Here is a 14,628-nt window from a genome sequence, read left to right as displayed (position 1 = left end):
GACGGAGACAAAAAAATGCAATACACACACGAACACCTGGAAATCCAGAAAACCCTTAAACGCTTTATCGACGCCGAGATCAACCCGCATGTCGACGAATGGGAAGCCGCCGAAATCTTCCCCGCGCATGAAGTGTTCAAAAAACTTGGCAAGCTCGGCCTGCTGGGCCTGACCAAACCCGAGGAATACGGCGGCGCGGGCTTGGACTATTCCTACGGCGTGGCCATGGCCGAAGCATTGGGCCATATCGACTGTGGCGGGGTACCCATGGCCATCGGCGTGCAGACCGATATGTGCACGCCGGCGCTGGCACGCTTTGGCGGCGACGAGCTCAAGCGCGAGTTTCTGGCGCCCGCGATTGCCGGCGACGCCGTGGGCTGCATCGGCGTGAGCGAGCCGGGCGCCGGCAGCGATGTCGCCTCCATCAAAAGCCATGCCCGCAAGGACGGTGGCGACTACGTCATCAGCGGCCAAAAGATGTGGATCACCAACAGCCTGCAGGCCGACTGGATGTGCATGCTGGTCAATACCGGCGACGGCCCCGCGCACAAAAACAAAAGCCTGGTCATGGTGCCCATGCGCGACAAGGGCAAGCTGCGCAAAGGCATTGAAGCCGCGAAGAAGATCAAAAAGATCGGCATGAACTCGTCCGACACCGGCCTGATTTATTTTGACGAAGTGCGCGTGCCGCAGCGCTACCTGATCGGCAGCGAGGGATCGGGTTTTACCTACCAGATGATGCAGTTCCAGGAAGAGCGCCTGTGGTGCGCGGCCAGCTGCATCCAGTCGCTGAGCAACTGCATTGAATGGACGGTCGAGTGGGCGCATGAGCGCAAGCTCTTCGGCGCCGCGCTGGCCGACCAGCAATGGGTGCAGTTCAAGCTGGCCGAGATGAAGACCGAAGTCGAAAGCCTGCGCGCGATGACATACCGCGCCTGCGAGCTGTATGTGCAAGGCCAGGACGTGACCGAGCTCGCTTCCATGGCCAAGCTCAAGGCCGGGCGGCTGAACCGCCTGGTGCCCGACACCTGCCTGCAGTTCTGGGGTGGCATGGGCTACACCTGGGAGAACAAGGTCTCGCGCATGTTCCGCGACGGCCGCCTGGCCTCCATAGGCGGCGGGGCCGACGAGGTGATGATGGGCATCATCGCCAAGATCATGGGTGTGGCCAAGTCCGGCAAGAAGCCTGCTGCATGAGAAGCATCAACAAGCTCCTGATCGCCAACCGCGGCGAAATCGCACGTCGCATCATGCGCACCGCGCACGCCATGGGCTTGCAGACGGTGGCGGTGTATTCAGACGCCGATGCGCAGGCGCTGCATGTGCGCGAAGCCGACAGCGCGTTTGCGCTGGGCGGCGTCAGCTCGGCCGATTCGTATTTGCGCATCGACAAGCTGATTTCCGCGGCCCAGGCCAGCGGCGCCGATGCCGTGCATCCGGGTTATGGCTTTCTCAGCGAGAACGCCGCGTTTGCCGATGCGGTGATCGCTGCGGGCCTGACCTGGGTGGGGCCACCGCCAGCGGCCATCCGGCAGCTCGGCAGCAAGTCGGCTGCCAAACAATTGGCCGGCGCTCAGGGCGTGCCCTGCCTGCCCGGTTACCAGGGCGATGACCAGTCCGACGTGCGCTTTGCGGCCGAAGCCGGGCGCATCGGCTACCCCATCATGGTCAAGGCCGTGGCCGGCGGCGGTGGGCGCGGCATGCGTCTGGTGCAGGAGGCGAGTCAGTTGCCGGCAGCGCTGCAGAGCGCGCGGTCGGAAGCGCTGTCGGCCTTTGGCAGCGCGGAGTTGCTGATTGAAAGGGCCTTGCTGAACCCGCGCCATGTGGAGGTTCAGGTGTTTGCGGATGCGCATGGCCATTGCATCCACCTCGGTGAGCGCGACTGCTCGGTGCAGCGCCGCCACCAGAAGATTGTGGAAGAAACGCCCAGCCCGGCGGTGGATGCGGCGCTGCATGCGCGCATGTGCGGCGCGGCTGTGGCGCTGGCGCAGGCGGCGGGCTATGTGGGGGCGGGGACGGTGGAGTTTCTGGTTGACGGACCGGACTTTTTCTTGATGGAGATGAATACGCGGCTTCAGGTTGAGCACCCCGTGACCGAAGCGGTGACAGGTCTTGATCTGGTCGAATGGCAACTGCGCGTGGCCCAAGGTGAGCCGCTGCCTCTTGCGCAGGAGCGGGTGGTATTCACCGGCCACGCAATTGAAGTGCGCCTGTGCGCCGAGGACGAGAACTTCACGCCGCACACCGGCACGGTGCAACATTTTCGCGAGCCGGGTGGTGTGCGCTTTGACCACGCCTTGTTTGAAGGCCAGGTCGTGTCGCCGCATTACGACTCGATGCTGGGCAAGCTCGTGGCGCATGCCGCGACACGGGAGCAGGCGATTGACCAGCTGGTGGCGGCGCTGGGCCGCACCGAGGTGCTGGGCTTGCCCACCAACCGCAGCTTTCTGGCGGCCTGCCTTGCCCATCCGGTGTTTCGTGCAGGCCAGGCACTGATCCCCTTTTTACAGGCGCACGGAGACAGCATCCGGGATCTGCTACAAAAAGAGGAGCTGCAAGCCCTTGTGCCATATGGGCTAGAGGCCATTTTTGCCAGAAATCCCGGGTCCAGCCTGCCATGCCCCTTTCCGAGGCCGGTCCGGCTGCGGCATCGCACCGGGCTGCTGGACTTGCGTGTGCGCGAACTGGGCGGCGGTGAACTGGAGGTTGAAGCGGGCGGCGAGGTGCTGCGCACGGGCCAGGCGCTCCAGCGCATATCGCTTGTGCGCCTGAATGAATCGGCCGGCCAGCCCGGTGCGCGCTGGCACGCCCAGAGGGGCGCCGTCGACCTGTTTCTGGAAGACGCGACATTTGAGCCGGCCGTGTCGGGCGGCACGGCGGCTGCACAGGAACTGCGTGCGCCCTTCAACGGGAAGGTTATTGCCGTTCACGCCACGCCCGGCCAGGCCGTCAAGCGCGGCGACACCCTGCTGGTGATCGAGTCCATGAAGCTGGAGCATGCCGTCAACGCCCCGCACGATGCGGTGCTGGCTGCCGTGCTGGCAGAAGTGGGCCGGCAGACAAGCCCCGGCCAGGTGCTGCTGAGGTTTGAGGCATGAGCGCATCCCTTGTCCGGAATCAACAGGAAGAAGCCGAAGCCGTCACGGCCATGGCCGACACCGTGCGCCGTTTCGCCGAACGCGAGATTGCGCCGCATGTCACGCAATGGGACGAAGCCGGCGAGTTTCCGCGTGCACTCCATGCTCAGGCTGCAACCTTGGGCTTGCTGGGTTTGGGCTATCCCGAATCGCTGGGTGGTACACCCGCTTCCTGGCGGCTGCGCAACGCGGTCACATTGGCCCTGTGCCGTTGCGGCGGCAGCGGCGGCGTGATGGCCAGCCTCTTTTCCCACAACATCGCCTTGCCGCCGGTGCTGCGCCATGGCAGCCCGACACTGCAGCAAGAGGTCATCGCGCCCGTGCTGCGCGGTGAAAAAATCGCGGCGCTGGCGATTACCGAGCCGGGCGGCGGCTCCGACGTGGCCTCGTTGCGCACCACGGCGCGGCGGGATGGCGACGACTATGTGGTCAACGGCGAGAAGGTGTTCATCACCTCAGGCATGCGGGCCGATTTTCTGACGGTGGCGGTGCGCACCGGCGAGGCCAAAGGTGCGGGTGGTATTTCCATGCTCGTGGTGCCAGGCGATGCGGTGGGCCTTTCGCGCAGCCCCTTGCAGAAGATGGGTTGGTGGTGCTCCGACACGGCGCACCTGCGTTTTGACAATGTGCGCGTGCCGGCCCGTTATTTGATCGGTGAAGAGGGCTTGGGCTTTCGCATGATCATGGGCAACTTCAACGGCGAGCGCATGGCCTTGTCGGTGGCCTCGCTGGGTTTTGCCCAGGCCTGCTTTGACGAGGCGCTGGACTGGGCGCGCCAGCGCAAAACTTTTGGCGCGGCGCTGGTCGAGCACCAGGTGATACGCCACAAGCTGGTCGACATGCAGATGCGCATCGCCTCCACCCAGGCCTGGGCCGACGCGCTGGCCGCGCGTGCCGACGCTGGTGAAGAAGCGTCCGGCAACGCGGATTGGGTGGCCCAGGTCTGCCTGCTGAAAAACCACGCCACACAAACCATGCAGTTCTGCGCCGACCAGGCGGTGCAGATCCTGGGCGGCATGGGTTACATGCGCGGCACAAAAAGCGAACGCATTTATCGCGAGGTCAAGGTCATGATGATTGGCGGCGGCGCCGAAGAAATCATGAAAGACCTCGCTGCACGACAATTAGGCCTATGACCAAAGCACCCCCCACCTCCGCAGACGCGATTGAATTCGAGCCCGAATTCGTCGCCGGCCTCAAAGAACTGTTTGAAGAAAAAATTGTTTTCAACAAACTGCTGGGCCTGAAGATCACCTCGGTCAAGGCCGACCGCGTGGTGGCCCGCATCGACATGCGCAACGAGCTGATAGGCCACTATGCGCACAACCGCATCCATGGCGGCGTGATCAGCGCCGGGCTGGACGCGATGGGCGGGCTCGCGGTGATGGCGGCCATCGGTGCGCGGCACATGGATGAGGCTCCGCTGCAGCGGCTGCACCGGTTTGCGAAGCTGGGCACGATTGATTTGCGGGTGGATTATTTGCGGCCTGGCATCGGTGAGTTTTTTGAGTTGCGGGCGGAGGTGATGCGATTGGGGTCTCGGGTGGCGAGTACGAGGATGGAGTTTTTGGGGGCTGATGGGAAGCTGTTTTCTACCGGGGCTGGGGCTTATATCGTTTCCTGAGTTTTTCCTGGCTGCGGTTTTGCTCGTTTCTCGTTTCTCGTTCGGGCTGAGCCTGTCGAAGCCTTCCCCCCTCCCGTTCGGGCTGAGGTATCGAAGCCTGGTGGTGCTCCGGCGATGTGCTTTCTGCTGAGGGCGGCTGGCCGGGGTTGCCCGGCGGCAAGTAACTTTCTTTTGCTTCGCCAAAAGAAAGTCACCAAAGAAAAGGCGACCCTGGCTCCTGCGTCCCTGCGCTTCGCTACGGGCAACCTGCGGTGCTCAGCCCAGCCGGGGTCAAAAACAACTCGCTTCGCTCAAACAAGTTTTTGCCCTGATCCGTCTGGTCTTCCGCTCCTCGGCGCATCCACAAGGGGCAATCGGGAGCGGGGACAAAAGACAAAAACCAAACTCCAATACAACAAGGACTCGCCACGGCGAGTCCTTGTTTCTTCAGGTATTCGGGGTCTGTCTTCGGCTGTTGGGATTTCGGTACTGGTATTCCTGTCTCCACCCCCTTCTGGATGCGCCGAGGAGCGGAGATTCAGGCGGATCAGGGATCGCGTTGTCTGAGCGAAGCGAGTTTAGCGAGACCCCGCCTGAATCGAGCACCGCAGGTTGCCCCGGAGCGAAGCGCAGGGGACGCAGCCAGTAGGGTCGCCTTTTCTTTGCTTACTTTCTTTTGGCGAAGCAAAAGAAAGTGAGTTGCCGCCGGGCAACCCCCGGCCAGCCACCCGCAGCAAAAACCACATCGCCGGAGCACCACGAGGCTTCGACAGGCTCAGCCCGAACGGGGAACGGGGAACGAGCAAGACCCCGGCCTCAGCTAGGCCGGCCCCTCATACCCAAGCGCATTCAGAAACTCCCTCCGCCACCAGTGCACGTCGTACTCGCGGATGTTCTTGAGCATCTTCTGGTGCCGGGCCTGCCGCTCTTCCAGTGGCATCTGCAACGCCCGCTGTATCGTGTCCGCCGTGCCGTCAATGTCATAGGGATTCACCAGCAGCGCATCTTCCAGCTGCTCGGCCGCACCCGCAAAGCGTGACAGCACCAGCACGCCCGGGTCCGCCGGGTCTTGCGCGGCAATGAATTCCTTGGCCACCAGGTTCATGCCGTCGCGCAACGGCGTGACCAGCGCCACCCGCGCCACGCGGTACAAGCCCGGCAGGCGTTTGCGTGCCACGTTGCGGTGGATATAGCGGATGGGCATCCAGTCGAGCTCGCCGAAATTGCCGTTCGTGGCGCCGCAGATGCTTTCAAGCTCCTGCAGCAAGTCGGTGTACGTGCCCATGTCCTCGCGGCTGGGCGAGGCGATCTGGATCAATGTGGCGCTGCGGATGTTTTCCGGGTACTTGGTCAGCAGCTTCGCAAATGCCTTCATGCGCTGCGGCAGGCCTTTGGAATAGTCGAGCCGCTCCACGCCCAGCAGCAGCTTGCGGCGTGAATACTCTTCCTTCATGCGCTCATACATGTCGCGCGCATCCTGCGCGTGCGTGAGCGCGGCGAATTCGTCCACGTCGATGCCGATGGGAAAAGCGCCGGCGCGCACCGTGCGGTGAAAAGCCCGGAAGCGGTTGCCGCCCAGCGCCACGGCGCCGGCCTCGGCCTGCACATAGCGTGAAAAATGCAGCAAATCGTTTTCACTTTGAAAGCCGACCAGGTCATACGCGAACAGCGCGCGCATCAGCCACTCGTGCTGGGGAATGGCGGCGAGCACCTGCTGCGGCGGCAATGGGATGTGCAGGAAAAAACCGATGCGGTTGTTGCAGCCCATGGCACGCAGCTCGGCGGCCATCGGGATCAGGTGGTAGTCGTGGATCCAGATGATGTCGTCCGGCTTGAGCAGGGGCATCAGCTTGTGCGCAAACAGCCGGTTCACGCGGCGGTAAGCCTCGATAAAACCGGCGTCGAAACGCGCCAGGTCCAGCCGGTAATGAAACACCGGCCAGAGCACGCCGTTGCTGTAGCCGAGGTAATAGCCCGCATGGTCTTCCGTCGACAGGTCGACCGTGGCCAGGGTGACGTTGCCGGCCTGCTGCACATGCAACTCGCCCTCGCCCTGTGCGCCGCCTTCGACCACCGTGCCGCTCCAGCCGAACCACAGCCCGCCGGTCGTGCTCAGCGCATCACCTAGCGCAACGGCCAAACCACCGGCAGCGGCCTTGCGAGGATCGGCCACGCGGTTGGATACAACGACAAGGCGGCTCATGACAAGCGGCCCTCTTCTCCAGCAGGGGCCGCGGAACCGGCTTTGCCGGGCCGCAGGCGCCAGCCCCCTGCAAGGGGGGGAGGTGCTACACGAAGTGAGCATCCGGCGGGGGTGGTGTTCAAGTTCATACCTGGGATTCCCAAGGAGACGAAAGTCTTACGGCGGCATTAATAATGCCCACCATCGAATACGTCTGCGGAAAATTCCCCCACATCTCGCCGGTCACGGGATGCGTGTCTTCCGACAGCAGGCCCACATGGTTGCGTGCGGCCAGCATGGTGTTGAAGATCTCGCGCGCCTGCTCTTTGCGGCCTATGCGGGCCAACGCATCGATGCGCCAGAACGTGCAGATGTTGAAGGCGGTTTCCGGTTTGCCGAAATCGTCGGGCGCCTCATAGCGGCGCATGTAAGGGCCGTCGCACAAATGGGTTTCCAGCGCATCGACTGTGGCGATAAAGCGCGGGTCTTTCGGGTCGATAAAACCGACTTCAATCATCAGGAGCACGCTGGCGTCCAGGTCGCGCCCGCCAAAACTTTCGGCAAAGGCCTGGCGTTCTTCGCTCCAGGATTCGCGCAGGATGCGCTCCTGCATCACCGCCGCGTGGCCGCGCCAGTAGTCGGCCCGGTCCTGCAGCTTGAGCGTGAGCGCGATCTTGGCCAGGCGGTCGCAGGCGGCCCAGCACATCAGCGCCGACGAGGTGTGGATGCGTGCGCGCGTGCGCAGCTCCCACATGCCGGCGTCGGGCTTGTCGTAGTTGGCCACAGCCTGCTCGCCCACGTCTTCCAGCCGCTTGAATTCGGCGATGCCTGCGCGATGCAGCAGGCGGTGGTCGTGAAAGGCCTGGGCGGCGCCCAGCACCACATTGCCATACACGTCGTGCTGGAAGTGCTCTTGCGCCTGGTTGCCCACGCGCACCGGGCCCATGCCGCGGTAGCCGCCCAGGTGCACCATGATGGATTCGGGCAGCTCGCGCTCAAGACCAATGCCGTACAGCGGCTGGATGTGCCCGCCCTTGGACTGCACCACCACATTGCTGAGCCAGCGCAGGTAGTCCTCCAGGGTGCCGACTTCCGAGAGGCTGTTGAGCGCGCGCACCACAAAAAAGGCGTCGCGCAACCAGCAGTAGCGGTAGTCCCAGTTGCGCTGGCTGCCCGGCGCTTCAGGAATGCTGGTGGTCATGGCGGCGACGATGGCGCCGGTGTCTTCAAACAGCGAGAGCTTGAGCGTGATGGCCGCGCGTATCACGGCCTCTTGCCATTCCAGCGGAATGTGCAGGCGCTGGCTCCATTTTTTCCAGTAGGCAATGGTTTCCTGCTCAAACAGGCGCGCCGTGTCGGCGATGCCTTCAGGCAAGGACTCGTCGGCGCCGAGCAAGAAATTGTGTTCCCGCGTCAGCACAAAAGGCTGCTTTGACAGCAGGTGCGAAATCGACACGTCGGTGTTCAGCCGCAGCGTGAGCTCGTCGCCCACATAGCGCAGGTGGTTGCTGCCCTGGGTGACCATAGGCTTGCGCCGACCCCAGTCAAAGCGCACGTCCAGCACCACGCGAATGCGCGGCGCGCCGCTGATGGGCTTGATGCGGCGCACCAGTGTCATGGGCCGGAAGAAGCGCGAGCGGCTGAAAAAGCGCGGTGCGAAGTCGGTGATCTCTACGCCCTGGCCGTGCTTGTCGAACAGCTGGGTGCGCAACACGGCGGTATTGGGCTCGTACCACTGTTTGGCTTCGGCAAAGTCTTCGATCTCGATGGCGAAGGCGCTGGACTGCGAGTCATCGGCGCCGGGCATGGTTGCGTCGTCGCCGTGTGCGCGCTGCGGCTCGAGCAGGGCATTGAACACCGGGTCGCCGTCAAAGCGCGGCAGGCAGCACCAGACGATGCGGCCGCGCGCGTCGATCAGCGCGCTGAAGGCGCAGTTGCCGATGACCCCCATGGCCAGAGACGGCTCGGCGGGCGGCGCGAAGTGAAGGGAGTCGGCGGCGACGCTCATGAGTCGGATTCCTGTGTGGCGGTTTTTGTGTGTATCGACTGTGCGTCGGGTGAAAGTGCATCGCCAAGCCATTGCCGCAACGCTGTGGGCGAGGCGCAGCGCCAGCGCGCCAGCGTGGCGCCTTCGCCCACCTTGATGCCTTCGCCGCCCATGAATTGCACGGCCGAGAAGCCGGCTTCATCGGTGGTGTCGTCGCCCGCAAACAGCGGTATGCGGCCGGCAAACGGCGGCTCGGCCATAAAGGCTGCAATCGCCGTGCCTTTGCTGACGCCCGAGGGCTTGACTTCAAAAACGAACTTGCCGCGCAGCAGCTCCACACCTGGGGTGTTGACGGCGGCCTCCTGCATGACCTGCAGGCACAGCGCTTCGAGCTCGGGGGCGTGGCGGTAGTGCAGCGCAACGGCGGCAGATTTGACTTCCACGCGCAGGCCCGGGTGGTGCACCATCAATTCAGCGGCGCGGCGTGCCACCTCCTGCAGGTCGGGTGCGGCCAGGCTGACGGCAGCGCCGCCCGCGACGCGGCGCTGCGCGCCATGCTCGGCCGCCGCCGGCAAGCGCAGGGGCGCGAGGAAACCGTCAAGGTCGCTGAGTGTGCGGCCCGACACGATGGCCAGCGCACCGCCCAGTTGAGTCGAGAGCCGTGCCAGCGCCGGCACCAGGCCGGCCGCAAGTTGCACGGCCTCGGGCTGGGGTGCCAGGTCGGCGAGCGTGCCGTCAAAGTCCAGGAAGAGTGCGGTGTGCGCGCTGATGGCCGGCAAATTCAGAGGCGGCGAGGAGGCCGGTGTGTTTGCTGAATCGGCGGCGGGCGTGGTCGGTGCCAGGGGTTGTGATGAGGATGAATGCATCGCTTGTCACCTTAGCAGAGGGCCCGTTCAATGGCTGTAGGCCGGTTTCGCTTTTTCAGGATCCGGCCGTTGGCGGCTGCCCTGTATCGGTGCTCCAGGCCTGCACCGCTTTGACGCGCGCCCTGTGAATGGCCTCGCCGATTTGCGGGCCGCCGCGCCCGGCGGCCTGTGCTTCAAGCGCCAGCTGATGGGTGTCTACCGCCTGCGCCGCGGACAAGGCCTCCAGCAGGCGCGTACGCTGGGGGTAGGGCGAATCCTCAAGGCCCAGCCGTCCGCGGGCGTCGCATTCGCAGGCCAGCAGCACATCGGCAAAACGCTGCGGCTTGCGAAAGGCATCGCAGCGTTCCATCAGGCGCACCAGGGCTGCGGCGCTCAGGCTTTCACTGCGGTGGATGTTGCCGTGCTCGCGCGCCACCACGTCGGCCATCTCGCGGCACTCCACCGGCACACGCAGGCGCTCGCACACATCTTTGAGCAGCCGGGCGCTGCGCTCTTCGTGGCCGATGTGCCGCGGCAGCGCGTCGGCCGCCGTGGTGCCTTTGCCCAGGTCGTGGCACAGGCAGGAAAAGCGCACGGGCAAGGAGCCTTCAAGCTGCGCCGACATGTCCAGCACCATCATCAGGTGGACGCCGGTGTCGACCTCGGGGTGGTGGGCGGCGGGCTGGGGCACGCCCCACAGGCGCGCCACTTCGGGCAACAGCTTTTGCAATGCGCCGCTTTCGCGCAGCACCTCGAACATGCGCGAGGGCTTTTTTTCCATCAGCCCGCGGGCGATCTCCTGCCATACACGTTCGGGCACCAGCGCATCGACTTCCCCCTCGGCCACCATGGCTTGCATCAGCGCCATGGTTTCGGGTGCAACGGAAAAATCCGGAAAGCGCGCGGCAAAGCGCGCCAGCCGCAGGATGCGTACCGGGTCTTCGCGAAACGCGTCTGTCACGTGGCGCAGTACTTTGTTCTGAAGATCTTTCTGCCCGCCGAAAGGGTCGATCAGCGCCGAAAAATCAGGATCAAATCTGGCTGCAGCTCGCGTATCAATTGAAGGTGCTGCTATGGAATTAATAGTGAGGTCGCGGCGCGCCAGGTCCTGCTCCAGCGTCACGTCGGGCTCTGCATGCACGGCAAAGCCGCGGTAGCCGCGCGCCGTTTTTCGCTCGGTGCGGGCCAGCGCATACTCTTCGCGGGTGTCGGGGTGCAGGAAGACGGGGAAGTCCTTGCCCACAGGCAGGTAGCCGCGGGCGATCAGTGCTTCGGGCGTGGCGCCCACGACCACCCAGTCGTGGTCCTGCACTGGCAAGCCCAGCAAGGCATCGCGCACCGCGCCACCGACCATGTAAATCTGCATCCAGGCAGTTTAGCGGCTGGTGGGCGGACAGGCCTCAGGAAAACACGGGCCGGAAGAAACTGCGCTCGTAGCTGATGATGCAGCCGGTGGTCTCGGCGTACTTGAAGGCCGCCAGGCAATCCTGGTCGGCAAAGGAGTCCTTGCGGTAAATCTCGTAGGCCGCCAGGCTTTCAAACGTAAACAGGGCCAGCGCAATGTTGTTGGCGCCTTCGCTGGGCATGAAGTAGCCGTGGTGCGTGCCGCCGAACTTTTCGACCAGCGGGATCCACAGCTTGGCGTAGTGCTCGAATTCCTTGAGCTTGGCGGTGTTGAGGACGTAGCGCAGGTAAATCGTGACCATGGGGCCTCCTGCTCAGCGTTTGACGCGGTAAGGCTCTTCGAACTCGCGGAAGTCGTTTTCCGCCAGCGCGTCGTCGATCCAGGCCTTGACGCCGGGCAGGGCGCTGACGCGCTGGATATAGGCGCTGATCTCTGCCGGCACCGGCAGGGCGTAGCGGCTAATGCGCATGCACACGGGTGCAAAAAAAGCGTCGGCAATGCTGAACTCGCCAAACAGCATGGGGCCTTTGTATTGCTGCAGCAACTCGGTCCACATTTCCACCAGCCGCTGCACGTCGGCACGCACGGCCGATTTGTCGCGCCAGATCAGCTGGCCCATGTCGGAGAGGTCGGCCTCGATGTTCATCGGGCAGGCCGAGCGCAGCGCGCCGAAGCCGCTGTGCATCTCGGCGCAGACGCTGCGCGCCCGGGCTCGCGCTTTCACATCCTGCGGCCAGAGTTTTTTGCCGGGAAATTGTTCGGCGACGTACTCGGCAATTGCTAGCGTGTCCCATACGACGAAGCCGTCGTCGTCCAGCGCCGGCACCCGGCCGGTCGGGTTCACGCTGCCGATTTTTTCCTTGAAGCTGGAGTTGGCGTCAAACGAGTCAAAACGCAGCTTGATTTCTTCAAACGGAATGCCCGCCTGCGTGAGCAGCACCCAGGGGCGCATGGACCAGGAAGAGTAGTTTTTATTGCCGATGTAGAGCTTGAGCATGGTGTGCCTGTTCTGCTGATGCTGAAAGAAGACGCCGAAATGAAACGACTTGCGATGCTACCGCCGTGCGAAATTTCGATTGATGCAAAAAATCTGCAAAATTGATGCACCCCCGTCCAGGCTCACCGCGTGTAGCCTGTTCCCCCCTCAAGGGGGCGGCGCCTGCGGCCCGGCAAAGCCGGTTCCGCGGCTGCCCGCTTGGACTCTTTAATCCTGCATGGGCCGTGGGGCCTAAAACCGGCCAGCGGTCTTGCGCTTTGCCATCAGCCCGCTGCGCAAACCCTGTGCACCTAAATAAGAAGGCGCAATCGCATCCAGCGCCGCCGGCTGGATGCCCAGCGCCTGCAAGCCGGGCAGCTTGCCGCTGGCGATGTTGTCGGTGGCCATGGCGTCGAGGTTGTCGCGGCTGAGCAGCGGCTCGCCGGGGGCCAGCTCCATCAGGGCCGCCTGCAGGCGCCCCAGCGCTGCCGGCAGCGCGATCACCGGCCGGCCCTTGCCGTCGTTGACGCCGGTATAGCGGCCGGCCAGCGTGACCAGCTGGCGCAAGGTGAAGACATCCGGCCCGCAGACTTCATAAATCTGGCCCACGGTGTCGGGCTCCTGCAGGCAATGCACGACGGCGTCGGCCACGTCTTCGACCCACACGGGCTGAAAGCGCGCATCGGCCGCGGCCAGCGGAACCACCGGGAACACCTGCTGCAAGCCGGCAAAGGTGTTGAGGAATTTGTCCTCGGCGCCAAAAATCACGCTGGGCCGCAGCACCGTCACGTCCAGGCCGGTGCTGAGCAACACCGCCTCGCCGCGTGCCTTGCTGCGCTGGTACATCGATGCGGAGCCGGGCGAAGCGCCCAGCGCACTGATGTGGACGATGCGCCGCAGGCCGCTGGCCTCGCAGGCGCGGGCCAGCGCCAGGGGCAGCTGGACATGGGCTTTTTCAAACGCGGCCTCGTTGCCCTGCAGGATGGCCACCAGGTTGACCACGGCGTCGTGGTCCGCCAGCAGGGGCGCCAGCGCGGCGCTGTCGTGCACGTCGGCCTCGATCACATCGAGCAGCGGCAGCATCTGCAGGTGCCGGGCCTTGTCACGGCGGCGGGTGACGACGGTGACGCGGCATTGCAGACGGGCGAGTTTTTCGCAGACATGGCGGCCGACAAAGCCGGTGCCGCCCAGGAGAAGGATTTTGTTCATAGACCGCTAATTTAGCGCGCTTCGGGCGCTTGTGCCGTGTTTTGGCGTCCGGGGTAGATATTGCAAGCCATTTCCGGATCTGGCCCTCTCAGGGTATGGACATGATGCTATTAAACCAATAGCGAGAATCAGCGCCGGACGGGCCTGCAATTTCGCCTTTGGCCTACACGGCTGCGCGGGGTGCGTTCGGATAATAGGTGGATGAACATCTTTGAAGCACTACGCACCAGCCACGAAACCCAGCGCTCCCTGGCCGACAACCTGATCAAGACCCAGGGCGACAGCAAGGAAAGAGACCTGCTGTTCAAGGAGCTCAAACGCGAACTGGCGGCACACGCGGCCGCCGAAGAGCGTTTCTTTTATGTGCCGCTCATTGCGCATGACATCACGCAGGAGCCCTCACGCCACGGCATTGCCGAGCACCACGAGATGGACGAGCTGGTCGAGACGCTGGAAAAAACCGATTTCAGCTCACCGGCGTGGCTGGCCACGGCCAAAGCGCTGCACCACAAGATTTACCACCACCTCAAAGACGAGGAGCAGGGTGTGTTCCAGCTGGCGGGCAAGGTGCTGACGGAGGCCGAGAAGCTCTCGCTGGCCAAGGGCTACGAAGGCGAGTTTGTCTCGCAACGCACCAAAGACTGAGCCGCTTGTGGCTTGACCCGGCTTAGGGCTTGCCGTCCGGCTTGTCGGCGCCGGTCAGCAGCGGCTCGGGTTTTTCCAGATAGCGCACGACGCGGGGCACCACCGACAGGATGCCCAGCGCCAGCAGGGTGCTCAGCACCGCAGTGCTTTCACGTCCCATACCGGCGGCGACGCCAATGGCGGCGGTCAGCCAGATGCCGGCGGCCGTGGTCAGGCCCTTGACCTGTTCTTCATCGGCATTGCCCTTGATGTGGCCCTTGAGGATGGTGCCGGCGCCGAGGAAGCCGATGCCCGCAATCACGCCCTGGATGACGCGGCTCAGGTCGGCGGTGATCATGCCGGACTGCTGCGACACCAGCACAAACATCGCAGAACCCATGGCCACCAGCATGTGCGTGCGCACGCCGGCGGCCTTGCCTTTTTGCTCACGCTCTATGCCCAGCAGCCCGCCCAGCAAGGCCGCCAGCGTCAGGCGCACCATCACGCGCGTGGCCTGCTCGGCGTCGGGCAGATCAGAAAATTCCGCGGCGATGGTTTCGCCGACTTGCTGCAGCCACATTGACGCCATGCGAAATCCTTTTCATGTGTTCGGTTGAGAGATGGACTCACCTGATTGAATGTACCGTGCCTGCCGTCCGG

13 protein-coding genes are annotated in these 14,628 nt (G+C 63.9%); 5 read left to right on the top strand and 8 right to left on the bottom strand.

Features of this window, described 5'->3' with window-relative positions; genetic code table 11:
• Positions 1 to 15: 15 nt before the first annotated feature.
• From DT070_RS03205 to DT070_RS03190, 4 genes are read left to right on the top strand one after another with little or no spacing between them, the layout of a single operon-like run.
• Positions 16 to 1,197, top strand: a complete 1,182-nt coding sequence (locus DT070_RS03205) for an acyl-CoA dehydrogenase family protein (protein WP_122954106.1) — start codon at positions 16 to 18, stop codon at positions 1,195 to 1,197.
• Positions 1,194 to 3,098: a biotin carboxylase N-terminal domain-containing protein gene (locus DT070_RS03200; protein WP_228778587.1), complete on the top strand. Its 1,905-nt coding sequence runs from the start codon at positions 1,194 to 1,196 to the stop codon at positions 3,096 to 3,098. Before DT070_RS03205 ends, DT070_RS03200 begins: the two co-directional genes overlap by 4 nt.
• The gene (locus DT070_RS03195; protein WP_122954105.1) at positions 3,095 to 4,273 is read left to right on the top strand and encodes an acyl-CoA dehydrogenase family protein; all 1,179 of its coding nucleotides are present in this window, start codon (positions 3,095 to 3,097) and stop codon (positions 4,271 to 4,273) included. Before DT070_RS03200 ends, DT070_RS03195 begins: the two co-directional genes overlap by 4 nt.
• Entirely contained in the window at positions 4,270 to 4,761 is a 492-nt protein-coding gene (locus tag DT070_RS03190; RefSeq protein ID WP_122954104.1) for a thioesterase family protein, read from the top strand. Before DT070_RS03195 ends, DT070_RS03190 begins: the two co-directional genes overlap by 4 nt.
• Positions 4,762 to 5,560: 799 nt before the next feature.
• Here the strand turns inward: DT070_RS03190 and otsA are convergent.
• From otsA to DT070_RS03155, 7 genes are all read right to left on the bottom strand, one after another.
• Complete coding sequence (gene otsA, locus DT070_RS03185; RefSeq protein WP_122954103.1) at positions 5,561 to 6,943, bottom strand: alpha,alpha-trehalose-phosphate synthase (UDP-forming); 1,383 nt, start codon at positions 6,941 to 6,943, stop codon at positions 5,561 to 5,563.
• A gap of 124 nt (positions 6,944 to 7,067) precedes the next feature.
• Complete coding sequence (locus DT070_RS03180) at positions 7,068 to 8,930, bottom strand: glycoside hydrolase family 15 protein (protein ID WP_122954102.1); 1,863 nt, start codon at positions 8,928 to 8,930, stop codon at positions 7,068 to 7,070.
• Positions 8,927 to 9,775: a trehalose-phosphatase gene (gene otsB, locus DT070_RS03175; RefSeq protein ID WP_122954101.1), complete on the bottom strand. Its 849-nt coding sequence runs from the start codon at positions 9,773 to 9,775 to the stop codon at positions 8,927 to 8,929. The genes DT070_RS03180 and otsB overlap by 4 nt, the downstream gene beginning before the upstream one ends.
• Before the next feature lie 55 nt (positions 9,776 to 9,830).
• On the bottom strand, positions 9,831 to 11,120 hold the full coding sequence (locus DT070_RS03170; RefSeq protein WP_122954100.1) for a multifunctional CCA addition/repair protein: 1,290 nt from the start codon (positions 11,118 to 11,120) through the stop codon (positions 9,831 to 9,833).
• A gap of 34 nt (positions 11,121 to 11,154) precedes the next feature.
• Entirely contained in the window at positions 11,155 to 11,460 is a 306-nt protein-coding gene (locus tag DT070_RS03165) for an NIPSNAP family protein (protein WP_122954099.1), read from the bottom strand.
• Between the two features lie 12 nt (positions 11,461 to 11,472).
• Positions 11,473 to 12,156, bottom strand: coding sequence for a glutathione S-transferase family protein (locus DT070_RS03160; RefSeq protein ID WP_122954098.1), 684 nt, complete (start codon positions 12,154 to 12,156; stop codon positions 11,473 to 11,475).
• A gap of 231 nt (positions 12,157 to 12,387) precedes the next feature.
• Positions 12,388 to 13,344, bottom strand: a complete 957-nt coding sequence (locus tag DT070_RS03155) for a complex I NDUFA9 subunit family protein (protein WP_122954097.1) — start codon at positions 13,342 to 13,344, stop codon at positions 12,388 to 12,390.
• 201 nt (positions 13,345 to 13,545) lie between these two features.
• Here DT070_RS03155 and DT070_RS03150 point away from each other — a divergent pair, with 201 nt between their 5' ends.
• A complete protein-coding gene (locus tag DT070_RS03150; RefSeq protein ID WP_122954096.1) occupies positions 13,546 to 13,989 on the top strand; it encodes a hemerythrin domain-containing protein in 444 nt (147 codons plus the stop codon).
• A gap of 22 nt (positions 13,990 to 14,011) precedes the next feature.
• Here DT070_RS03150 and DT070_RS03145 read toward each other — a convergent pair whose 3' ends face one another.
• On the bottom strand, positions 14,012 to 14,548 hold the full coding sequence (locus DT070_RS03145; RefSeq protein WP_206074063.1) for an MgtC/SapB family protein: 537 nt from the start codon (positions 14,546 to 14,548) through the stop codon (positions 14,012 to 14,014).
• Between the last annotated feature and the right edge of the window lie 80 nt (positions 14,549 to 14,628).

The organism is Polaromonas sp. SP1 (assembly GCF_003711205.1).
In the GTDB taxonomy this organism is placed as follows: Bacteria; Pseudomonadota; Gammaproteobacteria; order Burkholderiales; family Burkholderiaceae_C; genus Polaromonas.
Note: the sequence above shows the minus strand (reverse complement) of the source record. Positions and strands in the feature narration are given on the sequence as shown.